At 61.9% G+C, this 22,980-nt stretch carries 21 protein-coding genes; 13 read left to right on the forward strand and 8 right to left on the reverse strand.

The window, feature by feature from the left end:
- Positions 1 to 42 precede the first annotated feature (42 nt).
- The 3 genes from PMI07_RS10425 to PMI07_RS10435 form a co-directional block, all read right to left on the reverse strand.
- Complete coding sequence (locus PMI07_RS10425; RefSeq protein WP_037086178.1) at positions 43 to 1,206, reverse strand: M20 aminoacylase family protein; 1,164 nt, start codon at positions 1,204 to 1,206, stop codon at positions 43 to 45.
- Between the two features lie 153 nt (positions 1,207 to 1,359).
- Complete coding sequence (locus PMI07_RS10430; protein ID WP_007758710.1) at positions 1,360 to 3,129, reverse strand: thiamine pyrophosphate-binding protein; 1,770 nt, start codon at positions 3,127 to 3,129, stop codon at positions 1,360 to 1,362.
- An 89-nt stretch (positions 3,130 to 3,218) separates the two neighbouring features.
- On the reverse strand, positions 3,219 to 4,262 hold the full coding sequence (locus PMI07_RS10435) for a tripartite tricarboxylate transporter substrate-binding protein (protein WP_007758708.1): 1,044 nt from the start codon (positions 4,260 to 4,262) through the stop codon (positions 3,219 to 3,221).
- A 238-nt stretch (positions 4,263 to 4,500) separates the two neighbouring features.
- On the opposite strand from PMI07_RS10435, the gene PMI07_RS10440 reads away from it, so the two are divergent.
- The gene (locus PMI07_RS10440; RefSeq protein ID WP_007758706.1) at positions 4,501 to 5,007 is read left to right on the forward strand and encodes a TIGR02444 family protein; all 507 of its coding nucleotides are present in this window, start codon (positions 4,501 to 4,503) and stop codon (positions 5,005 to 5,007) included.
- 27 nt (positions 5,008 to 5,034) lie between these two features.
- On the opposite strand, the gene PMI07_RS10445 is transcribed toward PMI07_RS10440, so the two are convergent.
- The 4 genes from PMI07_RS10445 to PMI07_RS10460 form a co-directional block, all read right to left on the reverse strand.
- Complete coding sequence (locus PMI07_RS10445) at positions 5,035 to 5,619, reverse strand: UbiX family flavin prenyltransferase (protein WP_007758702.1); 585 nt, start codon at positions 5,617 to 5,619, stop codon at positions 5,035 to 5,037.
- A gap of 17 nt (positions 5,620 to 5,636) precedes the next feature.
- A complete protein-coding gene (locus PMI07_RS10450; RefSeq protein WP_007758701.1) occupies positions 5,637 to 6,335 on the reverse strand; it encodes a GntR family transcriptional regulator in 699 nt (232 codons plus the stop codon).
- 127 nt (positions 6,336 to 6,462) lie between these two features.
- On the reverse strand, positions 6,463 to 8,769 hold the full coding sequence (locus PMI07_RS10455; RefSeq protein WP_024163719.1) for a xanthine dehydrogenase family protein molybdopterin-binding subunit: 2,307 nt from the start codon (positions 8,767 to 8,769) through the stop codon (positions 6,463 to 6,465).
- Between the two features lie 114 nt (positions 8,770 to 8,883).
- On the reverse strand, positions 8,884 to 10,533 hold the full coding sequence (locus PMI07_RS10460) for a UbiD family decarboxylase (RefSeq protein WP_007752607.1): 1,650 nt from the start codon (positions 10,531 to 10,533) through the stop codon (positions 8,884 to 8,886).
- A gap of 256 nt (positions 10,534 to 10,789) precedes the next feature.
- On the opposite strand from PMI07_RS10460, the gene PMI07_RS10465 reads away from it, so the two are divergent.
- The 4 genes from PMI07_RS10465 (at position 10,790) to PMI07_RS10480 (ending at position 15,620) form a co-directional block, all read left to right on the forward strand.
- Positions 10,790 to 13,222, forward strand: coding sequence for a xanthine dehydrogenase family protein molybdopterin-binding subunit (locus PMI07_RS10465; RefSeq protein ID WP_007752610.1), 2,433 nt, complete (start codon positions 10,790 to 10,792; stop codon positions 13,220 to 13,222).
- A 13-nt stretch (positions 13,223 to 13,235) separates the two neighbouring features.
- On the forward strand, positions 13,236 to 14,171 hold the full coding sequence (locus PMI07_RS10470) for an ABC transporter substrate-binding protein (RefSeq protein ID WP_007752612.1): 936 nt from the start codon (positions 13,236 to 13,238) through the stop codon (positions 14,169 to 14,171).
- Positions 14,172 to 14,295: 124 nt separating this feature from the next.
- Positions 14,296 to 14,787, forward strand: coding sequence for a (2Fe-2S)-binding protein (locus PMI07_RS10475; protein WP_024163720.1), 492 nt, complete (start codon positions 14,296 to 14,298; stop codon positions 14,785 to 14,787).
- Between the two features lie 17 nt (positions 14,788 to 14,804).
- A complete protein-coding gene (locus PMI07_RS10480) occupies positions 14,805 to 15,620 on the forward strand; it encodes a xanthine dehydrogenase family protein subunit M (RefSeq protein ID WP_024163721.1) in 816 nt (271 codons plus the stop codon).
- Positions 15,621 to 15,731: 111 nt separating this feature from the next.
- Here the strand turns inward: PMI07_RS10480 and PMI07_RS10485 are convergent, their stop codons facing one another.
- Positions 15,732 to 16,229, reverse strand: a complete 498-nt coding sequence (locus PMI07_RS10485; protein ID WP_007754338.1) for a MarR family transcriptional regulator — start codon at positions 16,227 to 16,229, stop codon at positions 15,732 to 15,734.
- Between the two features lie 691 nt (positions 16,230 to 16,920).
- Here PMI07_RS10485 and ggt point away from each other — a divergent pair.
- The 8 genes from ggt to PMI07_RS10525 all read left to right on the forward strand — a co-directional run bounded on the left by ggt (position 16,921) and on the right by PMI07_RS10525 (position 22,864).
- Complete coding sequence (gene ggt, locus PMI07_RS10490; protein ID WP_024163722.1) at positions 16,921 to 18,513, forward strand: gamma-glutamyltransferase; 1,593 nt, start codon at positions 16,921 to 16,923, stop codon at positions 18,511 to 18,513.
- A gap of 110 nt (positions 18,514 to 18,623) precedes the next feature.
- Positions 18,624 to 19,418 (forward strand): molybdate ABC transporter substrate-binding protein, encoded by a 795-nt coding sequence (gene modA, locus PMI07_RS10495; protein WP_007759910.1) that lies wholly within the window; start codon positions 18,624 to 18,626, stop codon positions 19,416 to 19,418.
- Positions 19,419 to 19,710: 292 nt separating this feature from the next.
- Positions 19,711 to 19,941, forward strand: coding sequence for a hypothetical protein (locus tag PMI07_RS10500; protein ID WP_007759911.1), 231 nt, complete (start codon positions 19,711 to 19,713; stop codon positions 19,939 to 19,941).
- An 88-nt stretch (positions 19,942 to 20,029) separates the two neighbouring features.
- Positions 20,030 to 20,257 carry a hypothetical protein gene (locus PMI07_RS10505; RefSeq protein ID WP_007759915.1) on the forward strand — a complete coding sequence of 76 codons (228 nt, stop codon included), beginning with the start codon at positions 20,030 to 20,032 and terminating at the stop codon, positions 20,255 to 20,257.
- A gap of 212 nt (positions 20,258 to 20,469) precedes the next feature.
- Positions 20,470 to 21,171, forward strand: coding sequence for a molybdate ABC transporter permease subunit (gene modB / locus PMI07_RS10510; RefSeq protein WP_007759916.1), 702 nt, complete (start codon positions 20,470 to 20,472; stop codon positions 21,169 to 21,171).
- A complete protein-coding gene (modC, locus tag PMI07_RS10515) occupies positions 21,168 to 22,229 on the forward strand; it encodes a molybdenum ABC transporter ATP-binding protein (RefSeq protein WP_007759917.1) in 1,062 nt (353 codons plus the stop codon). The genes modB and modC overlap by 4 nt, the downstream gene beginning before the upstream one ends.
- A gap of 72 nt (positions 22,230 to 22,301) precedes the next feature.
- A complete protein-coding gene (locus tag PMI07_RS10520) occupies positions 22,302 to 22,550 on the forward strand; it encodes a BrnT family toxin (RefSeq protein WP_007759918.1) in 249 nt (82 codons plus the stop codon).
- The gene (locus PMI07_RS10525; RefSeq protein WP_007759926.1) at positions 22,547 to 22,864 is read left to right on the forward strand and encodes a BrnA antitoxin family protein; all 318 of its coding nucleotides are present in this window, start codon (positions 22,547 to 22,549) and stop codon (positions 22,862 to 22,864) included. Before PMI07_RS10520 ends, PMI07_RS10525 begins: the two co-directional genes overlap by 4 nt.
- Positions 22,865 to 22,980: the final 116 nt, after the last annotated feature.

Consider the following 22,980-nt stretch of genomic DNA (forward strand, 5'->3'; position numbering starts at 1 on the left):
TGGGCATCAGCGCAATGGCTGTTTGAGACCGAGGCGGTCCCTTCACAGCGACAATCCTCGTTCCACGATGTTCTTGAAGTAGGCGATGCCGAACGGAATGGCATCATCATTGAAATCGTAACGTGCGTCATGAACGGACGCGGTATCTCCGTTCCCGATGAGCATGATGTTGCCTGGGCGTGCTTCCAGCATGAATGCGAAGTCCTCCGATCCCATGAGGGGCTCGAGCGCATCGTCGACATTGTCATTGCCCACCAGCGCCCTTGCGACCTGGACCGCAAAGGCGGTCTCTTTTGTATGATTGACGGTGGGAGGGAACATCCGACGATAAGATACGGTAGCGTTGGCACCGTACGCCTCGGCCACCTTCTCCGCGATAGCGCAGACGCGTGTCTCAACCAGGTCTCGGACGGCGGGATCGAAAGTTCTCGTCGTTCCGCCCATCTCGGCAAATTGGGGGATGACGTTGCCTGCCTTGCCGCCGTTCAGGAAACCGACGGTTACGACCGCGCACTGTCTGGGATGGATATTCCGTGAGACAATCGTTTGAAGCGCCAGAACGATGTTTGCGCCGACGACCAGGGGATCGACGCTGACGTGAGGTGAAGCGCCATGCGCTCCCTTCCCTTCAATTCTGATCCGGAAGCCGTCGGCAGACGCACCGAACGGTCCGCTCGCTGTTGCGAACCGGCCGATCGGCAGGCCCGGCTCGGTGTGCATCGCGTAGATTTCGTTGATCCCGAACCTGGTCATCAGGCCATCATCAACCATGGCCTTTCCACCGCCGCCACCTTCTTCAGCCGGTTGAAAAACGACGACGGCCGTGCCGTCAAACGCGCGTGTTCGCGCCAGCTCACGCGCTGAACCGAGCAGCATGGCGGTGTGGCCGTCGTGACCGCAGGCATGCATCACGCCTTTTGCCTTCGATGCCCAGGGCGCGTTGGTCGCCTCCTCTATCGGCAAAGCATCCATGTCGGCCCGCAGGCCAATAATCTTGCTGCTTGTCTGCTTTTTCCCATGAATGACACCGACGACACCGGTTCTGCCGATCCCGGTTGCCACCTCATCGCAGCCAAACTCTCTGAGCTTGGTGGCGACAAACGAGGATGTACGATGGACGTCGAATTGAAGTTCGGGATGGGCATGAAGGTCACGTCGCCATTCAATCACCTCATCATATTCCCCCTTCATGACGCTCATCGGCATTTCCTCGTCCTGACCTCGTTCATGCAAGTGATATCCAGAACAGGAGAATACGTGGTTTGCAAAGCGCCGCAATGACCGCGTGTAGCTCGCAGCGCGCAAAAAAAGCCCGCTCGGAAAAGCGGGGCTGAGGTCGGGAGGATCTTTTCGTGAGGTTCAGGCGAGCTCGACCATCGGGTCGCGGCAATATTCCGGCGGTACGCGCACGTCGATCACCCACGGCTTGCCGGCCTTCACCTTGTCGATGCCGCGCTGGAGCGCGCCTGCGAGGTCGGCGATATCCGTGACTGGGCCTTCACCGTCGATGCCTTGTGCCTTGGCGAGCATCAAAAGGTCCGGAACCGGGTCCTGCAAGCGCTGGCCGACCCAGGCGTTTTCCGGCGGACGGCCGCGCTGGACAGCGACGGCTGCCTGATGGTGCTCGTCGTTGAAGTAGGAATTGTTGTTGGAGATCACGTAGAGCAGCGGAATGCCCTGCGAGGCCGCCGTCCACAGCGCGGTATTGCCCATGGTAAAGTCGCCGTCGCCGACGATCGCGATCGGCACGCGCGGGGACTTCATGTCGCGCAGCGCAAGTGCCGCGCCGACACCGATGCTCGGGCCGGAACCGACGCCGCCGCCGCCGTTATGGCCGAGATAGTCGTGCGGATGCTTCAGCTCGTTGGCATTGGTTGGCCAGCCGAGCGGGCGCGAGGTGAGGCAGACATCGAGATCGCGCGTCACCCGGTTGAATACCCTTGCTAGGTCCATCAGGCTGATTTCGCCGGACGTCTTCGAAGGCTCGGCGTCGATACGCCGGCTCTCGAATGTTTTTGGCACCGGGAGCCTGGGCTCCAGGGCTTCGAGAAGCCGCGACACGGCAGTTTCCGGCACGGTCGGCAGGTTGACGTCCACGGCCGGAAGACCCTGGTAGTCCATGTTCCAGCCGCGATGAATATTGAAGTCGTTGGAGACGCTGATGACCGGGGCGCTCGGGGTGCCGGCCGGGAAAACCTGGTTGATCGTGCCGGCGGGATCGAGCCAGTCGAGCGACAGGATCGCGTCGGCTTCGGTCAGGTGCTTCAGGAGGTTCTTGGAAAGCTTCCAGCCGGTCTCGCCGATGAACAGCGGATGGGTGGTCGGGAAGCTGGAAGCGAGCTTCACATGGGTCAGCACCTTGGCGCTGAGCAGTTCGGCAAGCTTGACGCGCTCGGCCCAGCCTTCTTCGCTGCGGGTGGTACGGCCGCAGAGGATCACCGGTCGCTTCGCCTTGGCGAGGATTTCGACGGCCTCTTCCAGGTCACGGCGCGGCGGCTCTGGATCGGCCGGCGCCCTGAAGCGGGAAATGTCGTGCAGCGCCGGGACCTTTTCGAGCTCCATTTCCTGAATGGTGACGTCGAGGTTCACATAGGTCGGGCCGGAGGGGCGGGCGGTCGCCAGCATCGTGGCGCGGCGGATGGATTCGACCGCGGCTTCCGGCGAACCGGGCTCGTCGTCCCATTTGGTGAAGTCGCGCACCAGGCCGCCCTGGTCGATCGTGCAGTGGATCCATTCGATCCACGGACGGCGCTTGGTGGCGTCGAGCGGGCCGGTGGCGCCGATGACGACGACCGGAACGCGGTCGCACCAGGCGTCGAAAATGCCCATCGTGGCGTGCATCAGGCCGACATTGCTGTGGACCGCAGCTGCGAGCGGCTTGTCGGTGATCTTCGCCCAGCCCTGCGCGATGCCGATTGCGTGCTCTTCGTGCATGCACAGGACGATCTTCGGGTTCTCGTTGCCGAGATAGTTGACCAGACTGTCATGCAGGTGGCGATAGCTCGCCCCGGGATTGAGGCAGATATAGGGGAAACCCTGTTCCCGTATCGCCGCGGCGATGAGATCGCTGCCGTATTTCGGCGCACCGGTTTCAACCGGGACGAAACGCTTCGCACCCTGGTGGTCCATGGTCGGAATCCTCGAATTTTTTGGAAATTGACAAACGCCCGGAGGCAAAGAGAACCGCGCGGCGTCAAGACACCGCGCGGTCGATCAGCTTACTTGTTGAAGCCGTCGTCGATCGCTTTCTGCAGCGTGGCGACCACTTCCGGCGGCGTGGTGATGATCTTCTTGACGATCTCGTCCACTTCCTTGCCACTCATCGGGGCGATCGGGATCGCGCGGGTCTTGGCGTCAGCGAGGAACTTCGGGTCCTTCATCAGATTGTCGAAGGCCGTGGAAAGCGCTGTGACACGATCTTCCGGGGTGCCCGGAGGGGTCATCAGGGCGCGGCCGATATCACCGCCGGCACCGAAGAACTCGATCGCCTGCTTCTTGGCCGGGTCGTTGGTCAGTTCGACGGCAGTTGGAGTGTTCGGAAGGTCGGCGAGACGCTTTTCGGAGAACTGCACGACCGGAACCACGTCGCCGGCAGCCAACTGCTGGGCGTAGTTGACCGACCAGTTGGCCCAGACGGTGGTGGTGAGGTCGGCTTCGCCGCGGAACACGGCAAGCGCGCTGGCGGTCGCGCTGTCATAGCCGCAAACCATGTTGAACTTGGAGCCGATCAGCGACTTCAGGACAGCGCCGGTCTGGGCACTCGAGGTCGTGCGGCCGGAGCAGCTGACATTGCTTTCGGACTTCAGCGAGTCTTCGATCGACTTTACCGGAGAGTCCTTGCGGGCCATCATCACCGAGGTCACGTCGGCAGCACGACCGATGAAGCGCATCTTGGAAACGTCCCAGCGGCTCTTCTTCGGGTCGAGGACCTGGTCCTGCGCGAGCGATTCCGGCAGGAGCGCAACGATGGTGCCGTCCTTGACCGCCTTGGTGTAGAAATGTGCCGCTGCGAGCGAACCACCGCCGCCCGGCATGCCTTGCACGATCACGGTCGGGGCACCCGGGATAAGCGGGCCGAAATGCTGCGCGATCAGCTGCGCATAAAGGTCGTAGGAACCGCCCGGCGGATGGCCGATCAGGATCGTGACGGTCTTGCCCTTGTAAAAGTCGGAAACGGCGTCGGCCTGTGCTGAGACCGCGCCAAGGATGGTGGCACAGGCCGTTGCGGCCACGACGGTCAACAGGCGAATTGATTTCAGCATTGAACTCCCTCCCTTGGGCCTGCCCTCCCGGCATAGGTCCCGCATTGGTCAGATATTACGATGGTAGTACTGTATGACAAAGAGAAATGGCGCGCAACAGAGAAAGCGGCAGGCCTGCGTATTTTTGACAAAGCGCAATCCCTACGGACGCGCCCTTGGAAAACGCTTGTTGGCATGGAAACTTGCCTGTTTCACGGGCAAGCTGATAAGCCCTGCGTGACGGTAAGGGAGAGGCTGAATGGCTGCGGATGGCCGGCAGGGACTTTGGGATTTCGCACTGCGGCTTTATGGCGCGCCCGGCGTCGGCGATGCCTGCCTCGTGCTTCAGGATGAAAACGGCGTCGACGTGCCAGTGCTGTTGTTTTCCGCCTGGCTCACGAAGAACTCCGTGGCGCTTTCTCAGGCCGATATCGCCCGAATAGACGGCCTCGTTTCGGATTGGCGGCGTGAGGTGGTGAAACCGCTACGCGCCGTGCGTCGACGGTTGAAGAGCGGGCCGTATCCGGCGCCAACAAAGGAGAGCGAGACGCTGCGCAATAGCGTGAAGGGTGTCGAACTCAGTTCGGAAAAGATCGAACTGGCGATATTGGAGGCCGAAGGGCAGGCGTTGATGGGTGTCCGCGGCTCAACCGGCGATGCCACTGGCAATCTCAGAGGTGTCGTAGAGTTTTTCGGGGGAGCCGAACCGGATAAGAAGACCGCCATGGCGCTTACCGTGATCGAAGGCGCGCTGGCCGCCCTTTAGATGCAGCATCCGTTTCAAGCATGAAAGTCAGCGTTGGCCCGGTGAACCCGGGCCGTCCTTCCAGCGCTTGACCATCGGCAGGTGGATGTCGAAGAGATCAAGGGCGCGGCCGACCGTCTGGGTCACCATCTCGTCCAGTGATTTCGGCTTGGAATAGAAGGCCGGCACCGGCGGCATGACGATCGCGCCGTTGCGGGTCGCCTGGTCCATCAGCGCGATATGGCCGGCATGCAGCGGCGTTTCGCGGAACAAGAGCACCACGCGCCGACGTTCCTTCAGGCAGACGTCGGCGGCGCGCACGATCAGCTCGTCATTGTAGCAATTGGCGATGCCGCTCAGCGTCTTCACCGAGCAGGGAGCCACCAGCATACCGGCGGTTCTAAACGACCCGGAGGAGATCGCCGCGCCGATATCCTTGTAGTTATAGAGTACGTCGGCAAGCCCCTTGATCTCTTCGGCACTCATGTCGATCTCGTCGACCGCCGTGCGGAAAGCCGACGGCGAGATGACCGCATGGGTTTCGACATCCTCGACTTGCCTCAAGAGCTGCAGGGCGCGAACGCCATAGATGACACCGGAAGCTCCGGTGATGGCGATGATGATGCGGCGCATGGGACTTTCCTGGACGATTATCGCGACGCCTTGGCATCGCCTTCGGATGGGCGCAATGCGGAGATCGCCGAATTGCTCACATGCTTTTCGGCAGCTGCCTTGGCTGCGGCCTTGTCGCGCTTGAGGATAGCGCTGACGATCGCCTCGATCTCGATGATGCTCTGGCTCTGGCGGTCCTTACGCACGACCGAACGGCGGCGCAACGGAGAGGTGAGCAGTGTCAGCTTCTTCAGAAGGTCGAAGGCGATCGGATTGCGGGCGCCGGTGCAGATCCGGTCGTAGAAATCGCGCTTGGAAGCGACGATTTCCTCGGCATTGCCGCCGAGATAGGCCTTCTTCAGCACTTCGCTATGCGCCTTTAATGCCTGGACCTCATCATCCGGCGCGTTTTCGACGAATTGTTCGACGATCAGCGGCTCCAGCACGCTGCGGATGCGGTAGATGTTCTCGGCATCGGAACGGGTGACAGTGGTAACCGTCAGGCCACGGTTGTTGAGATCGGTGAGGATGCCTTCGGCCTGGAGCTGACGCAACGCTTCGCGCAGCGAGGTGCGGCTGACATTCAGTTTCTCGCACAGATCCTTTTCCACCAGGCGGGTGCCGGGCTCCAGCGCACCGGTTTCGATCGCCCGCCGCAGGGAGTTCATGATCTTGTTCCGCAAGGGCGCCGGCTCGTGGACGAGTGGATTGAGAGGCTCTGCAAGCGGATTGGCCATGTGTCTCCTCGAAATGCTGGTGATAGCGTTCAAATCAGTATGATCACACGCTTGTCATACAAACAAACTCGCGATCCGTCACCTCTCCGTCAAGCAATATCTTCAATTGGATATATCGAGGCGACGGTCAGCGTTCTTCCTTACGTTGCATCTGCAGACAGCGCCAGACGCGCGCGGGCGTCGCCGGCATATCAATGTGCCTGATACCGAAGGGGCGCAGTGCATCGGACACCGCGCTGATGACCGCCGAAAGCGCGCCGACGGTACCGGCCTCGCCGGCGCCCTTGACGCCGAGCGGGTTCTGGTTGGTCGGTACCGCGAAACCGGCGATCTCGACGCCCGGCATGTCATGGGCGCGCGGCATGGCGTAGTCCATGAAGGTTGCCGAGAGCAGCTGGCCGGAATCCGAATCATAGACGGCATTTTCCATCAGTGCCTGGCCGAGGCCCTGGGCGACGCCGCCGGTGATCTGGCCCTTGACGAGCAGCGGATTGACCATGCGGCCGACATCGTCGACCACGCAATAGGAAACAAGTTCGACCAGTCCGGTTTCCGGGTCGATCTCGACCTCGCAGATATGGCAGCCATTCGGGAAGGTGGCGCCTTCAACGCTCGAAAAAGTTTCGGCCGAAAGGGAAGCGGATTCGCCGGAAATGACCTCCGCGAACGAGACGCTGCGGTCGGTACCGGCGATGCGGTATTCGCCGGTGTCGAAGAGGATGTCCGCCTTGTCCGCCTCCAGCCGTTCGGCCGCCTGGTCCTTCAGCTTTTCAATGATCGTATCGGCGGCGGTCCAGAGAGCGCCGCCGGCGGCGGCCAGCGTGCGCGATCCGAACGTACCGGTGCCCTGCGGCACTTCGTGAGTATCGCCGGTGACGATCTCCATGCCTTCGGTCGAAAGGCCGAGACGATCGGCGATGATCTGGCGAAAGACGGTGCCATGGCCCTGGCCGCTGTCCATCGAACCCACATGGATGCGCACCTTGCCCTCGGGCGAGATGTCCATCCGCGCGAATTCGGGATTGGGCTTGGCCGCCGGGCCGCCGGCAATCTCGATCGGGTTGGCGATGCCGATGCCGCGCAGCTTGCCCCTGGCGCTGGACCCGGCACGACGGGCCTCGAAACCGGCCCAGTCCGCCATCTCGAGCGCCTTGTCGAGCACGCCGGGGAAGTCGCCGGAATCGTAGGTGAAGATGAAGCCGCTCGAATAGGGCATCTCCTTCTTCGGAACGAGGTTGCGGCGGCGCAACTCGGCACGGTCGATGCCGATCTCGTAGGCCGCGAGATCGATCATCCGTTCGATGATATAAGTCGCTTCCGGCCGGCCGGCGCCGCGATAGGGCGCGGTCTGCTGGGTATTGGTGAAGACGCCATCGACCTTGGCGTAAATCTTCGGCGTCCGGTAGACGCCGGCAATGCCGCCGATATTGGCGACCGGCGGATGCACCGTCGCCGGACCGAGATAGGCGCCGAGATTGGCGCGGACATGCACGTCGAGGCCTAGAAGTTTTCCATCCGCATCGAGCGCCAGCGCCGCATCCACCCACATGTCGCGGGCATGGGCGTCGGACTGGAAGGATTCCAGCCGGTCGGACGTCCAGCGCAGCATGCGGCCGGTCTGTCTGGAGGCCCACAGCAGGGCCGGATATTCCGGATAACCGGCATTCTTCATCCCGAACGAGCCACCGCAATCGGACGCCAGCACATGCACCTTGTCCGCCGAGACGCCGAGGATCGGCGCGACATCGCCGGAAATGCGGTGCGGCGCCTGGGTGCCGAGTTCAAGCCGGTAGAGGCCGGCGGTATCGTCATAGGAGGCGATCGCGCCGCGCGTCTCGATCGGAGCGGCGACGACGCGGGAAATTCTTAAGCGCTGGCGGACAACGGTGTGGGCAGAAGCGACCGCGGCATCGACGCCGGCCTTGTCGCCCTTTTCATAGGTGAAGCAGCGGTTGTCGGGGAACTCGTCCCAGACGAGTGGCGCATCCGGGGCGACCGCCTCCAGCGGATCGATCACCACCGACCGTTCGGCGATCTCGACCATGACCGCTTCGGCCGCGGCAAGGGCTGCCTGCCGGGTTTCGGCCACAACAACGGCGATCGGATCGCCGACATAACGCACCGCGTCGATCGCCAGAGGATAGAAGACCGGCACCCGCATTTCGCCGCCATCGGGGCCGGGATGTTTGCCGCGCGGCTGGATCGGCAGAAGGCCAGCGGCTTTGAGGTCGGCGCCGGTGAAGATGCCGAGCACTTCGGGCATCCCGGCGGCGGCTTTGGTATCGATCGAGAGAATGCGGCCCGAGGCGGATTGAGAGCGCACGAAAACGGCGGCGGCCTCACCCTTGCCGGCGCGGTCGTTCATGTAACGACCGCGGCCGGTGATCAACGCATCGTCTTCGAAACGCAGTTGCGATTGGCCGATCTTCAGCATCGTTCCTCTCCCGGGGGCATAAAAGGCATGAAAGGCTTTGAATAGGTATGAAAGCAATTTGAAAATCAAAGCGGCGCGGACGGCCTCCAAACCATCCGCGCTGCCAAAATTCCGTCAGCCCCTCTTGTCCCCATTCGGGTTCTCGATATCGCGGGCCGGGGTCTCGGGCTTCATGCCGCCCTTGCGGCGGGCAAGCGTGTTTTCGCCGGTCTGGCGCCAATCACCGGCAACCGCGGCATCGGCGAACTGGGTCCACAGATCGCTCCAGTCACCGAGCGAATAGCCATGCCACGGCGGCTGCGGGGAGAGGCGGGGAAGCTGCAGATCTTCCCAGATCTGCCGCGCCTTGACCATGTAGGGTTCGGCCGGCAGCGCCAGCGGTGGCATCGGCGCCTTCAGCGTCGCATCGATCAGCATCGTGCCCTCGGCGCTCTTCGAGCTGGATTTCGGCCCATGGCCGCCGGAGCGATAGGGCGTGATGTGCACGTCGTCGATCATGTTGGCGCGATAGGCGAGCGACCAGAAGACGGCATCCGCATTGCGGCTGTCGATATCGTCGGAAACGGCGATGACGATCTTGCCGCACTGCGCCTGCAGGGTCGCAGCACCCTGGAGGCCTCGCCAGATTTCCGACTGCGGCGCCGAGCGGTCGAATTCCAGGAAGATCACCTTGCGAATGTTGGTGAGCGGCTCGTGCATCACGACGCGCTTGATGCCCTTGATATTCAGCACCTTTTTCAGGTGGTTCAGGAACAGCGGCTCATAGGCGACACGCTTCAGCACGCTCGATTCGCTCGGCGTCACCTGGGAAACGATCGAGACGAGAACCGGCTTCTTCTTGCGGGTGATGGCGGTGACCGTCATCGACATGTTGAAGTCTTCGAGCGCCACGTGGCCGTGGCTTTCGCCGAACGGACCTTCCGGCTCTAGCAGGACCGGATCGATCAGGCCTTCGATGACGATTTCAGCGTCTGCCGGTACTTCGAGGTCAATCGTCTTGCACTTGACGATCCGGATCGCCTCGCCGATCAGGCCGCCGGCAACGCCCAGTTCATCCTGGTCGATCGGCAGTTTCTGCGGGCCGGTGAAGAGCACGGCCGGGGCGCAGCCGATGACGATGGCGCAGGGCATAGGCTTGCCCATTTTCTGGTATTTCAGCCAGTGCTGGTAACCGCCGGCGCCCGACAGGCGGCTTGCCATGCGCACGCCCAGCCGGTCTTCGGCCTTCAGCGCGGCGCGATAGGTGCCCATGTTGCGGATGCCGTTTTCCGGGTCGCGGGTGACACAGAGCGTCGCGGTGAAATAGGGGGCGCTGTCGAAACCGGGCGTCGAGATCGGCACCGGCAGCGAACCGAGGCCCTTGCCTTCCTGTTTCAGCTCATCGCCAGTGATAACGACTTCCTGGCACGGCGCTTCTGTGACCATGATCGGGTCGATCGGATGCTCCATGGCATTGACCCAGACATCACCGATCTCGTCTTCGGAAACGCCGAGGCCTGCGGCATAGATGGCCGGGGAAGCGGCGAGAACGCCGACGGCGACAGGAATGTCGTAGCTCTCTCCCTTGGCGCCCTTGACATCGGTGAACAGGAAGCCGCGGCGCTGGTCGTCCGGCAGGCCACCCTGGAACTGCCAGCGGGCGAGCGGATGCAGCTCACTGTCCTTATCGATCGGAACCTGGATTTTGGTGAGGAGGCCGAGGGCCTCCAACCGCTGCAGGTGTTCCTGCAGATCGAGCGGCGCCTTGCGCGCGAAAGTCGTCATGTAAGTTTCACTCCCAAAACCGTACCGGGGTCCGCCTGGGGAGGGCGGAGAAGCCGGCGCCATTCTTAACCGAAGCCATCGAGCCCGGCGAGGCAATCACCCTGTCGATGCATGGCGATCTTTTTCGATTGCATTATCCTGCCATATTGTCATACATTAATACGAAGAGCAACAGCATCTCTCGGTACGCGAACAGAGTTCCGAGGCAAGCCGGCGGATGGGAGAAACCGCCGTATTTTCAAGTAGAAGAGGTTCTATGAACAGCCCGCTCAAGACCGCCGCGCCGGACGCGATCGTCCATCCGCTGAAGCAGCAAAAACCGGAATCGGCCGAGCTTTCGCCGGAAATGAAGCTGGTCCAGGAGGCTCTGTTCAAGCATGTCGGCAAGCCGATCCCCCGCAAGGAAGACGGCCGCCTGATCACCGGCAAGGGCCGCTTCTCGGACGACTTTTCGCTGCCCGGCCAGACCTATGCAGCGATCGTGCGCTCGCCCTATCCGCATGCCCGCATCAACGGCATCGACAAAACGGAAGCGCTCGCAAGCCCTGGCGTCCTGCTGGTTTTGACGGGCGAGGACATCCTCGCCGACGGCATCCGCGACATTCCCCACAATCCCGTTCCGTCTACCAATTTCGATATGAAATTGCGGGCCAAGGACGGCAGCCACGCATTCACCGGCCCACATTTCCTGCTGCCGTCTGACAAGGCTCGCCACGTGGGCGAAGCCGTCGCGATCGTCGTTGCCGAAACCGCGGCGCAGGCGGCTGACGGCGCGGAAAAGGTCATGGTCGACTGGGAGGAGCTTCCCTTCGTCACCGACACGGCCAAGGCCGCCGAACCGGGCGCCCCGACCATCTGGGACGAGGTTCCGGACAATGTCTTCATCGATACGACCTTCGGAGATGTCGAAGGCACCAACGCCGCGTTCGCTGCGGCAGACCATGTGGTGAAGGCGGAATTCCATGTCCATCGCGTCACCGGCGTCACCATGGAACCGCGCGCTTCGCTCGGCTCCTACGATCCGGAAACCAAGCGATACACGCTCTATGCCGGCAGCGGCGGTGCCGTGCGCCAGAAGAACGAACTTTCCAAGGTGCTCGGCATCGAGCCGAAGGACCTGCGTGTGCTCTCCTTCGACGTCGGCGGCAATTTCGGCACCCGCAACCGCGTCTATGTGGAATTTGGCCTGGTTCTGTGGGCGTCCGCCAAGATAGGCCGGCCGGTGAAATTTACCGCGACGCGATCGGAATCCTTCCTGACCGACTATCAGGGCCGTGACCTGGTGAGCAAGGTCGAGCTGGCAATCCGCAAGGACGGCAAGTTCCTCGCCATGCGTTCCGACAATCTCTCGAATGTCGGCGGCCGCGCCGTGTCGCTCTCGCCCCTCAGCAAGGGTTCGGGCCTGATCACCGGCTCTTACGACATTCCCTATGCGACGCTGCGCGCCCGCGCGGTGTTCTCCAACACGATGTGTACCCAGGCCTACCGGAGCTCCGGTCGTCCGGAAGTCACGTTCGCGATCGAGCGCATGTGCGAACTCGCGGCCGACCAGCTCGGTTTCGACAAGCTCGAACTGCGCCGCATGAACCTGATCCCGCCGTCCGCCATGCCCTATACCAACGCGGTCGGCTCGGTCTACGACAGCGGCGAATATGAAAAGAACATGGACCGCGCACTCGAAATCTCCGAGTGGGCGACGTTCGATGCCCGGAAAGTCGAAGCCGCCAGGCGCGGCAAGCTGCTCGGCCGCGGTTTTGCCAACTACGTTGAATCCTCGATCGGCACGCCGAAGGAGCGCGCCGAGATCGAGATCAAGGAAGACGGCAATATCGAGGTGATCATCGGCACCCAGCCGAGCGGCCAGGGCCATGAGACGAGCTTCGCCCAGGTCGTCGCCGACATGCTACAGGTGCCGGTCGAAAAGGTCTGGATCGTGCTTGGCGATACCGATATCGTCAGCGTCGGCGGCGGTTCGCATTCCGGCCGCTCCATGCGCCATGCGGGTACGGTCATGGCGATGGCCTCCGCCGATCTTCTCGCCGAAGGCCGCAAGCGCTCGGCCGAACTGCTCGGCTCGACGCCCGACCAGATCGATTTCGAGGGCGGCGTCTTCAAGCTGCGGAATTCCAACCAGACGATCGACATTTTCGAGCTTGGCCGCCGGACCCGCGCCAGCCATGGGCCGCTCCGCGTCATCCGCGACAACGAGATGCATACGCCGGTCTTTCCGAACGGCGCCGCGATCTGCGAAGTCGAGATCGACCGCGACACCGGCCACGTGCAGATCGTCCGTTATACGACGATCGACGATGTCGGCCGCTGCATCAACCCGCTGATCGTCCATGGCCAGACCCATGGCGGCATCGCGCAGGGCGTCGGCCAGGCCATGTGGGAACTCTGTGCCATCGACCCGGTGAGCGGGCAGCCGCTTGCGGGCTCTTTGATGGACTATGGCATGCCGCGCTCCGACAATATGCCGAGCTTCAACTGCGAGATCGCCGAGGTATTTTCGCCGACCAATCCGCTCGGCATCAAGGCGGGCGGCGAGGGCGGCACGACGCCGGCACTGGCGACTGTGGTCAATGCCGTGGTCGATGCGCTCAGCGAGTTCGGCGTCAAGGACATCCAGATGCCGGTCACGCCGGCCAATGTCTGGCGGGCCATGAATAACGGGCGCAAGGCGTCCTGAGGAGGATTATCCAATGACTGAACTGAAAACCGTCCGTGTCATCGCCTTCCCGGGCGCCCCGAACCTGCCGACCTTTGCGGCGATCGAACAGAGCTTTTTCGCTGAACAAGGCCTGAAGGTCGAGATCTCGCTGACCCCGAGCTCGGTCGCGCAGGCCGAGAAGACCGCAGCCGGCGAATTCGACATCGTCTTCACCGCGTTCGACAATGTGGTGGCTTACGGCGAGGGCCAGGGCGCCACGGCTGCCGGTGTCAACCCGGACTACGTCGTGCTGATGGGCGCAACCCAGCTCGAGCTTGCGATCGTCACCGCGCCTGAGGTCAAGACCTACGAGGACCTGAAGGGGCGCTCGATCGCGCTCGACGCGCTGACCACCGGTTTCGCCTTCGTGCTCTTCGACATGATGGCGAAAAGCGGTCTGAGCCGTGAAGACGTCACTTTCGCGGCCGTCGGTGCGACGCCGCAGCGCTGGCAGTCGGTTAAATCAGGCGAACATGCCGCTACGCTGACGATCGAGCCGTTCACCAGCATCGCCAAGCGCTCCGGCTTCAACGTGCTCGACGTCTCGTCCAACCATTTCGACAGCTACCAGGGTGGCGCGATCGCCGCCCGCCGCTCATACGCCGCCGAAAACCCGGAGACGGTGAAGGCCTTCATCCGGGCCTATCTCAAGGGCCTCGAATGGACGCTTGACCCCGCCAATCGCGAGGCCGCCGCGGAACTGCTGCAGTCGAAAATGCCGGACATCCAGCCGGCCGCCGTTCCCTCGATCATGAACAGCCTGCTGTCGCCGCGCTCGGGCCTGACGCCCGGCTCGAAGATTCTCCCGGAGGGAATGAAAGCGGTTCTCGACCTGCGTTCCCGCTACGGAACAGGCTCCACGCCGTTGACCGACATTTCCAAATATCTCGACCTGTCGTTCTTTGAGTCGGTCGCTGGCGGGAAATGATGGCATGCCCTCCGGAACGGATGACACGCGACGAGATGCATATATCATAAGCTGACGCACATCGCGGCCGATGGAATCGTACTTGGATCGGCCTTGGATTTGTAGTTTTGAAGAGGAGGGGCTCATGTCCCGCATCACCATCACCGTCAATGGCACGCCGCAGACGCGGGACGTCGAAGACCGGACGCTGCTCGTGCAGTTCATCCGCGAACATCTCGGCCTCACCGGCACCCATGTCGGCTGCGACACTACCCAGTGCGGTGCCTGTACGATCCATCTCGACGGCAAGGCCGTGAAGAGCTGTACGGTCTTGGCCGTCGCCGCCGACGGTTCGCAGGTGACGACGATCGAGGGACTGGCCGAAGGTGGCAAGCTGCATGACGTGCAGCAGGCTTTCCACGAACACCACGGCCTGCAGTGCGGCTATTGCACGCCGGGCATGATCATGGCTTCGGTCGACATGATCCGCCGCCATGACGGCATGCTCGACGAGCACACCGTGCGGCACGAACTCGAAGGTAATATCTGCCGCTGCACCGGCTACCACAACATCGTCAAGGCGGTGCTGGACGCTGCCGAGAAGCACCGCGCGGCGCATGCCGTCGCGGCCGAATAAGCGGGGAGGATCACGCCATGTACGCAACGACCTACCACAAGCCGAAGACGTTGGCCGAAGCCGTCGAACTCTTCGAGAATTCCGACGAGCCGTCCTATCTCTCCGGCGGCCACACGTTGATCCCGACGCTGAAGAGCCGGCTTGCTGCGCCCGCGCATCTGATCGACGTGCGCAACATTCCGGAGCTTTCCGGCATCGAAGTCACCGCCGACAGGGTGATCATCGGCTCGGCCACCAAACATGCCGTCGTCGCCGCTTCGAAAGAAATCAAGGCCGCCATTCCCGCGCTTTCGGGCCTCGCAGGCTCGATCGGCGACGTCCAGGTGCGCCACATGGGCACGATCGGCGGCTCGACCGCCAATAACGACCCCGCCGCCGACTATCCCTCCGCCGTGCTGTCGCTCGATGCGATCGTCCATACCGACCGCCGCGAAGTCCCCGCCGCCGAGTATTTCCAGGGCCTTTATACGACGGCACTGGAGCCCGGCGAAATCCTCGTTCGCGTCGAATTCAAGATCCCGGAAATCGCCGGCTACGCGAAATTCCGCAACCCGGCCTCGCGCTATTCGATGGCTGCCGCCTTCGTGAGCAAGCATACCGATGGTCACATCCGCGTGGCGATCACCGGTGCGGGCAACGAGGGCGTGTTCCGCTGGACCGAAGCGGAAGAACTGCTGACCGCGAATTTTTCGGCCGAAGCGCTGGAAGGCCTCACCATCGACCCATCGCGGATGATGGGCGACATGCACGCTCCGGCCGATTACCGGGCCCATCTGGTGGCGGTGATGACCCGCCGTGCGGTGCAGAACCTCGGCGGCACGCATATCCTCTGAGGAAAGGTTTTCTTCCAGATTGAAAGGCCGGCGAGGATGACTCGCCGGTTTTTGCTTTTGCCCCGGCGATCGGATGGCAAGCGACCGGGGCTGCCTCCCAAATGCGTATCTTCAAAAATCCTGGGTCCCGAATGTCGCGGCGATCCGGCCAAGCACGTCGATCAGCACCGCCTTGTCTTCGCCGGCGATCTCGTCGAGGCGCGCGTTTTGCACGACAGCGATCTCGTGCAGCCGTTCCTGCATCTTTCGGCCATCTTCGGTAAGCTTGACGCTGTAGCTGCGCTGGTCGTCCGGATTCCGGCGCCGCGCGATCAGCCCGCGATGGGACAATGCCTTGAGGCTGGAGGTCAACGTCGAGCGGTCGCGACCACAGATGCGGCTGAGTTCGGAGGGTGTCATACTTTCCCGCTCCGCAAGCGCGGTCAGCAACGCATACCAGCCGGGCTTCAGATCCGCCTTGCCGGCCGCCCTGGCAAACGCCTGGAACGACGTTTCCTGCGCCACTCTCAGATGATAGCCGATAAGATTCTGGAACATGGCTGGAACAAGCGCTTCGCCCTCCTCAGACGCCGCCTGCGTGTCCCGCCGTATCGATGATTCCGCCGCCATCTCCTGTTCCTCCCATGGTGAAAAACTAGTAGAAATGGGGGGAGGCAGCAAGATAGTTTGGTGTCAAATTATCTTGCTTTCCTTGTTATCTGGCAAAGCCGAGCGGACGGCAAGCGACGCGGTGGACACAAGCCTGTTACACGGCTCGAGCACGATGTCGAATATCTTCTACCGGGATTGTGCCTGAAGAGAGTGCGGCGACGATCTATGGCTGGATCGAGGCAATTCGCTAGGAACTCCGAGTCTGGTGATGGTGGGCGGTGCGACGAAGGCGACCGCCGTGGAATAAGGCTCGCAGCCGAAATGCCAGGTATTTCAGGCCCGCCTCCGCCATTCAAAATGGCACTTTGGAGGCGGGCGTCAGGTTTGATGCGTGATCACCCTATCAGGGCGGTCACGAAGGCGACCGCATAAAAGCCTATGATAATAAGGCAGGCGGCGGCCAGCAGGAGGGCTGGAATACTGTTCATGACATTCTTTCCATGCCAGCCCCCGTCAACGCGCGACAAGCCCGGAATATCCTTTTGAACTGGTTTACGGCCTGCAAAGGTTAACGATTTCCTGCTGTATATTAGCCCTTTCAGAATAAACGATTGACGGCTTGATGCCGGGCGCGCGGCATGGTCTGTTGAGGATGAAATCCTGAGCTGCCACAGGGGCTTGAACCCATTTTTCCCGTGATGAGGGTGACATGAGAGACTTCGAATTACCCGGTCGTTCGCTCGCCGTCGGCCGCACTGCGATGGCTGCCACCTCACAGCCGCTGGCGACGCTTGCCGCCATCGACATCCTGCGAAACGGCGGTAATGCCGTGGATGCAGCAGTCGCTGCATGCGCCGTGCAGTGTGTCGTCGAAGCCGGCTCGACCGGCATCGGCGGCGATTGCTTCGCGCTCCTCTCGCTCGGCGGGACGGACAAGGTTCTGGCCTATAATGGGTCAGGCCGGGCGCCGGCGGCCGCAACCGTCGAACATCTCCGTTCGCTCGGCGTCACCAGCCTCACCCGAAGCTCGCCGCACACGATCACCGTACCGGGTGCGGTGGATGCCTGGACGCGGCTGGTTGCCGATCATGGCCGTATGAAGATGGCCGATATTCTGGCTCCGGCGATCAAGCTTGCGCGTGACGGCTACGTCTTGCCGCCGCGCACTGCGCACGATCTTGCCGCCCAGGCGGGGGTCCTGAAGGACGATCCGGCCGCGAGCCGTATCTTCCTCATCGACGGCGAAGCGCCGCCGGCCGGCACGATCCAGTACCAGAGGCAGCTCGCCGATACGCTTGAGGCCATCGGCCGGGAGGGCAGGGACGCTTTCTATCGCGGCCCGATCGCGGAAGGCATGGTGAACCACCTGAATAGCATCGGCGCGCTGCATACGCTCGACGATTTCGCCAATGCCGGGGGCGAATACGTGACGCCGATCAAGACGACATTCCGTGGCCACGAAATCCACGAATGCCCGCCGAACGGCCAGGGCATCATCGCGCTGATGATCCTCAACATCCTGTCGCATTTCCCGGGCAAGGGTAATCCGCTTGCACCCGAGCGGCTGCATATCGAGGTCGAGGCGACGCGGCTGGCCTACGCGGCGCGCAACCGCTTCCTCGCCGATCCGGCCAAGGTCGATGTGCCGGTCGACTATCTGCTGTCCGATGCGCTTGCCAGGGAACTCGCCGGCATGATCGATCCCGACAGGGCGATCGCGGACCTGCCGCCCTTCGACGAAGTGCCGCACAAGGACACCATCTATCTCTCGGTCGTCGACAGCGACCGCAATGCGATCAGCTTCATCAATTCGATCTTCTTCGTCTATGGCAGCGGCCACATGGATCCGAAGAGCGGTGTGATGTTCCACAATCGGGGCTTCAGCTTCTCGCTCGATCCGGCCCACCCGAACGCGATCGCACCGGGCAAGCGACCGATGCACACGATCATTCCAGGCATGGTGACGAAGGACGGCCGCGCGGTCATGCCCTTCGGTGTCATGGGCGGCCAGTATCAGGCCATGGGCCACGCCCATTTCCTCTCGAAGGTCTTCGACTATGGCATGGACCTCCAGAGCGCCATCGACCTGCCGCGCCTCTTCCCGTTGCCCGGCACCAATCAGGTGGAGATGGAAGCCCGGTTGCGCAACACGATCGGTGCGGAATTCACCAAGCGCGGTTTCGAGGTGAAGACGCCGGAATCGGCGATGGGCGGCGCCCAGGCGATCTGGATCGACTGGGAGACCGGCGTGCTGAAGGGCGGCTCGGATCCGCGCAAGGATGGCATGGCTCTCGGCATCTGAGCCCGCCGACCAACCTGATCAAGATATTTCGTGGAATATAGCGCTAGTCAAAACTTCTCCTCCGAGATATTCAAGAGAATATCTCGCTTTAAGGATTGGAGAGGAAAATCATGAACATTAATCGTCATTCCTGGGTCAAGCTCGCCGTGGCCTCGGCTGCTGCTGCCTTTGTAACGCTCGCCTCCTTCGCTGCTCCCGCCGCGGCGCAAGAAAAAGTCACCGTCTTTGCTGCAGCCAGCATGAAGAATGCTCTCGACAACGCCAACAAGGCGTGGGGTACCCAAGGGGGCAAGGACGTCACCGTGTCCTACGCCGCAAGCTCGGCGCTCGCCAAGCAGATCGAAAGCGGCGCTCCCGCCGATATCTTCATTTCGGCCGATCTCGACTGGATGAAATACATATCCGACAGGAAGCTCGTGAAGGAAGACACCAAGTTCAACTGGCTCGGCAACCGCATCGTGCTGGTCGCCGCCAAGGACGCTGCCAAGCCGGTGGACATCAAGCCGGGCTTCGATCTCGCGGGCCTGCTCAAGGGGGGCAGGCTCGCGATGGGTGAGCCGAATGCGGTTCCGGCCGGCAAATACGGCAAGGCAGCGCTCGAAAAGCTCGGCGTCTGGTCTTCTGTCGAAAAGAGCGTTGCAGGCGCCGAAAGCGTGCGCTCCGCACTCGCGCTTGTCTCTCGGGGTGAAGCGCCCTACGGCATCGTCTACCAGACGGACGCAGCAGCCGATCCGGGCGTTGCCATCGTCGGCACTTTTCCGGCCGACACCCACCCGCCGATCATCTATCCGATCGCCATCCTGTCAGAATCGAAGTCCAAGGATGCCGCCGCCTATCTCGACTATCTGAAGTCGGCCAAGGCCGCGCCTTTTTTCGAAAAGGAAGGCTTTACGGTTCTGAAGTAACCGTTGGCACCTCACAACACTCGTCGAAACGGTCCCGCAAGGGGCCGTTTTGCGTTCAGGGAGAGCCATTTCGAGAGCGAACCGACACTCCCAGCCCGGTCCGAATCTCGATTTCAACAGCCCTCCCGCAGTTGTTTGTTCTCGAATCTCGAACATTCCGTTTGGAAATCGTGCCCTAGCGACCTCGGAAGCGCTTCCCCATTTCCATGAACGGAAGCAAGCAACGCGCTTCCCGATACCGCTCACCGGAAGCCGGCTCCCAACGGCTCCGTTTCACTCAAGGAATACGATAATGAAAACCATTCTTTCCACGCTTGCTGCAGCGATGATCGCTTCGGCTTCCTTCACTGGCGTCGCGCTTGCGGAAGGTGATTACTATCAGGGTGCCTCCAAGGGACAGGCAGCTGTTCAGACCAGCCGCCAGGTCGACAACGTCAAGACCGGCAGTATCGACCAGGCCCGCGACAACGACAGCCGTAATGGCCAGCCGATCTTCCCGCATCAAAGCCGCGACAACCGTTAACGGGCGCCGCTCATTCAAGACACCGAACATCGTCCGCCAGGCAGGTCGCAAACTTTAGCCACGGGCGAACTCTGAAAGGACTAAGACAATGAAGACTTCCATCTCCGCTATCGCCGCCATGATCGCCGCTGCTTCGTTCGCAGGTTCGGCTCTCGCCGAAGGCGATTATTATGAAGGCTCTTCGAAGAGCCACGTTTCGGCGCAGGTTGACAAGGCCAATGTGGACAATGTCCGCACCGGCAGCATCCAGACTCGTGCCAGCGATCGCCAGGAAAACCAGTCGATCTTTGGCAACACGACCCGCGACAACCGCTAACCGGTCGCGCATGAACTGAGGCTCTGCGGTCTTCGTTCAGGCAAACCATCTTGTGAATGCGATGGTGTAGGGAGAGCAGCGGTAAACCCGGCGCTCTCCCACCGCCTTTTTCCAGAACCCTCCAATAACTTTCCAGGCAAGACCTAGCCATCCGATCCATCTCGATATATCCAGGGTGATATATTGCTTATGGTTGCGGGTGGGATCGGCGTTTGGACTGGCTGGTATTGAGTGACGAGGAATGGACCGCGATCAGGCTCAGCCTGAAGGTCTCCGCCGTCGCCATGGTCGTCAGCCTGCCGTTCGGTATTGCCGTCGCCTATTTGCTTGCCCGCGGAAGATTCTGGGGCAAGTCCATCCTGAACGGCATTGTCCACCTGCCGCTCATCTTGCCGCCGGTCGTCATCGGTTTCCTGTTGCTGATCCTGTTCGGGCGGCGCGGTGTGATCGGCGCCTTTCTCAACGAATATCTCGGCATCGTTCTCTCCTTTCGCTGGACGGGGGCCGCACTCGCCTGCGGCGTCATGGGTTTCCCGCTGATGGTGCGCTCCATCCGGCTGTCGATCGAGGCGGTCGACCGCAAGCTGGAAGAGGCGGCCGGCACGCTCGGCGCAGGCCCTGCCTGGGTATTCCTCACCGTGACACTGCCGCTCATCCTGCCGGGCGTGATCGCCGGCATGATCCTCGCCTTCGCCAAGGCAATGGGCGAGTTCGGCGCGACGATCACCTTCGTTTCCAACATTCCCGGCGAAACCCAGACGCTTTCGGCGGCGATCTACACATTCACCCAGGTGCCGGGCGGCGATGTGGGCGCGATGAGGCTGACGCTGGTCGCGATCGCCATCTCGTTTGCCGCACTCCTCGCCTCGGAATTCATGGCCTATCTGGTCGGCAAGAGGGTTCATATCGAATGACCCTGATCGTCCAGGCACGGCAGGCGCTGGGGGAGTTCGTCCTCGATGCGGGTTTTACGTCTGATGGCGGCGTGACCGCGCTGTTCGGGCCTTCGGGCTCCGGCAAGACGTCGCTCGTTCGACTGATTGCCGGACTCTCGAAGCCGGATCACGGGCGGTTGATGATCGATGACGAGGTGCTGCTCGACACTGAAAACCGGATCTTCGTGCCAAAGCACCGGCGCCGTTTCGGCTACGTCTTCCAGGAAGGGCGGCTTTTCCCGCACCTTTCCGTCCGCCAGAACCTGAATTATGGCCGCTGGTTCGCGCCGAAGACAATGCAGCCCGAGAATTTCGACCGCATCGTCGAACTTCTCGGCATCGGCGCGCTGCTCGACCGGCGGCCCGGAAAACTCTCAGGCGGTGAAAAACAGCGTGTCGCGATCGGTCGGGCCTTGCTGTCGGCCCCGCGTCTCCTTCTGATGGACGAGCCGCTTGCCGCGCTCGACGACCAGCGCAAGGCGGAGATCCTGCCCTATCTCGAACGACTGCGCGACGAGACCTCGACGCCGATCGTCTATGTCAGCCACTCGGTATCCGAGGTTGCACGGCTTGCCGACAGGGTGGTGATGATGAAGGACGGCCGGGTCGAGGCGGTCGGCACGCCCTCCGAGGTCCTGTCGCTGCCCTCGGCCGATCGACGCGATGCCGGCGCGGTGCTGACCGGCACGGTCGAGACGATCGATATCCCGCATTGGCTGGCGACGATCCGGCTTTCGCAGGCGCAGATCGTCGTGCCGAATGCGCGGGTCGAAGAGGGGGGAAGCGTGCGCGTGCATATCCCCGAACGCGACGTGATGGTCGCCACCCAGCGACCGGAGGGCCTGAGCGCCCTCAACATCCTGGAAGGCGAGATCGCCGCGATCGAGCCGGACGGCGACGGCATGGTCCGCATCCGAATCCGCTGCGGCGACGACATGGTGCTCGCCCGTATCACGGCGCTTTCCGTCGAGCGCCTGGAACTCAAGCTCGGAAAATCGGTATTTGCGGTGATCAAGACGGTCGCGCTGGAGCGATAAACTCGTTCTTGTCAAATATTGTACGTACGAATAATTCTTGCTTAGTCGCCCGCATTATCGTACATACATTTAATGAGGATCACCTGGGACGAGTCCAAGCGCCAGAACAATTTGGCCAAGCACGGATTGGACTTTGCCGATCTCTCACTTGAGTTCTTTCAGTCCTCTAAGATCGGACCGGCCAAGCAAGACCGCTTCAAGGCGATCGGAGAACTGAACGGCCTGATCATCATTGCGGTCGTCTTTCGACCGCTCGGTTCGCAAGCGCTGTCGGTGATCTCCATGCGTCCGGCAAGCCGCAAGGAAAGGAAGCTCCAATGAGCAAGTTCTCTTCGAAAAAAACACTCACAGACGAGGAAGAGGCCGAGATCCAGCGAATGATTGCCTCCGATCCGGAAAATCCCGAATGGACGGAAGACGATTTAAAGAACGCTAGACCGTTTCGCGAAGTTTTTCCCGATCTCGCCGCCAGCATCGACCGGGAGATCGCGAGGCGCGGCCGGCCGCCGCTGGAGAAGACGAAGCAACCAGTAACCATCCGTCTCGATCCCGACCTCGTCGCGCATTACAAGGCGACGGGCAAGGGCTGGCAATCCCGCATGAACGACGATCTGCGGAAGGCTGCGGGAATATAATCGAACCCGAATTCCGAGTGGTGCCGAGCAACCGCTTGGTGGCGTGTTCGTCTTGCGGTGCTCTGGCTCGTGTCAGCGCCGAACCTGTAAACTACCCCTCCGGAGAAATTTTGCAC

The organism is Rhizobium sp. CF080, assembly GCF_000282095.2.
Classification (GTDB): domain Bacteria; phylum Pseudomonadota; class Alphaproteobacteria; order Rhizobiales; family Rhizobiaceae; genus Neorhizobium.

Coding starts and splice junctions, on each gene's coding strand:
- PMI07_RS10425 (WP_037086178.1), bottom strand. CDS start 1,206: ATGCCGATGAGCGTCATGAAGGGGGAATATGATGAGGTGATTGAATGG.
- PMI07_RS10430 (WP_007758710.1), bottom strand. CDS start 3,129: ATGGACCACCAGGGTGCGAAGCGTTTCGTCCCGGTTGAAACCGGTGCG.
- PMI07_RS10435 (WP_007758708.1), bottom strand. CDS start 4,262: ATGCTGAAATCAATTCGCCTGTTGACCGTCGTGGCCGCAACGGCCTGT.
- PMI07_RS10440 (WP_007758706.1), top strand. CDS start 4,501: ATGGCTGCGGATGGCCGGCAGGGACTTTGGGATTTCGCACTGCGGCTT.
- PMI07_RS10445 (WP_007758702.1), bottom strand. CDS start 5,619: ATGCGCCGCATCATCATCGCCATCACCGGAGCTTCCGGTGTCATCTAT.
- PMI07_RS10450 (WP_007758701.1), bottom strand. CDS start 6,335: ATGGCCAATCCGCTTGCAGAGCCTCTCAATCCACTCGTCCACGAGCCG.
- PMI07_RS10455 (WP_024163719.1), bottom strand. CDS start 8,769: ATGCTGAAGATCGGCCAATCGCAACTGCGTTTCGAAGACGATGCGTTG.
- PMI07_RS10460 (WP_007752607.1), bottom strand. CDS start 10,533: ATGACGACTTTCGCGCGCAAGGCGCCGCTCGATCTGCAGGAACACCTG.
- PMI07_RS10465 (WP_007752610.1), top strand. CDS start 10,790: ATGAACAGCCCGCTCAAGACCGCCGCGCCGGACGCGATCGTCCATCCG.
- PMI07_RS10470 (WP_007752612.1), top strand. CDS start 13,236: ATGACTGAACTGAAAACCGTCCGTGTCATCGCCTTCCCGGGCGCCCCG.
- PMI07_RS10475 (WP_024163720.1), top strand. CDS start 14,296: ATGTCCCGCATCACCATCACCGTCAATGGCACGCCGCAGACGCGGGAC.
- PMI07_RS10480 (WP_024163721.1), top strand. CDS start 14,805: ATGTACGCAACGACCTACCACAAGCCGAAGACGTTGGCCGAAGCCGTC.
- PMI07_RS10485 (WP_007754338.1), bottom strand. CDS start 16,229: ATGGCGGCGGAATCATCGATACGGCGGGACACGCAGGCGGCGTCTGAG.
- ggt (WP_024163722.1), top strand. CDS start 16,921: ATGAGAGACTTCGAATTACCCGGTCGTTCGCTCGCCGTCGGCCGCACT.
- modA (WP_007759910.1), top strand. CDS start 18,624: ATGAACATTAATCGTCATTCCTGGGTCAAGCTCGCCGTGGCCTCGGCT.
- PMI07_RS10500 (WP_007759911.1), top strand. CDS start 19,711: ATGAAAACCATTCTTTCCACGCTTGCTGCAGCGATGATCGCTTCGGCT.
- PMI07_RS10505 (WP_007759915.1), top strand. CDS start 20,030: ATGAAGACTTCCATCTCCGCTATCGCCGCCATGATCGCCGCTGCTTCG.
- modC (WP_007759917.1), top strand. CDS start 21,168: ATGACCCTGATCGTCCAGGCACGGCAGGCGCTGGGGGAGTTCGTCCTC.
- PMI07_RS10520 (WP_007759918.1), top strand. CDS start 22,302: ATGAGGATCACCTGGGACGAGTCCAAGCGCCAGAACAATTTGGCCAAG.
- PMI07_RS10525 (WP_007759926.1), top strand. CDS start 22,547: ATGAGCAAGTTCTCTTCGAAAAAAACACTCACAGACGAGGAAGAGGCC.